Origin of the sequence: Shewanella sp. 10N.7 (genome assembly GCF_020806285.1) — a bacterium.
Classification (GTDB): Bacteria; Pseudomonadota; Gammaproteobacteria; order Enterobacterales; family Shewanellaceae; genus Shewanella; species Shewanella electrodiphila.
The window spans coordinates 1-451 of sequence record NZ_JAJGZS010000074.1 but is presented as its reverse complement, the minus strand read 5'-3'; the positions used below and the strand labels follow the sequence as shown (position 1 = coordinate 451).

The window sequence follows — 451 nt, the reverse complement described above, 5'->3', positions numbered from 1 at the left end:
AACATGACAGACTCATGCAATTAAATACTATCAGCTTTCCAAATTGTTAAAGAACGGGCTTAAAAAAGCCAAAGATAAAGCTGTCGCTTTATCTTTGGCGTCTCTATCCAATGTGCATGATTTACCTTTTAAATAAAAGTAAGTAAATGGTGGAGCTATGCGGGATCGAACCGCAGACCTCCTGCGTGCAAGGCAGGCGCTCTCCCAGCTGAGCTATAGCCCCATTTACATGCAGTCAAACAAAATACGTTAATACAAAATCTTCATCTTAGGAGAAATAGAAGATTTTGGTGGGTCAGAGTGGACTTGAACCACCGACCTCACCCTTATCAGGGGTGCGCTCTAACCAGCTGAGCTACAGACCCAACGTAATTTTGCTCTTTCTTTCTATCAAGTAATCTGTGTGAACACTCAACAAACATTAAGTTAGTCGTATAGGTAAGGAGGTGAT

Annotated in this window: 2 tRNA genes; both read right to left on the bottom strand. The window is 41.7% G+C overall.

Annotated elements, in window-relative coordinates:
- Positions 1-147: 147 nt before the first annotated feature.
- A tRNA-Ala gene (locus tag LMH66_RS20265) sits at positions 148-223 on the bottom strand.
- Between the two features lie 65 nt (positions 224-288).
- A tRNA-Ile gene (locus LMH66_RS20260) sits at positions 289-365 on the bottom strand.
- Between the last annotated feature and the right edge of the window lie 86 nt (positions 366-451).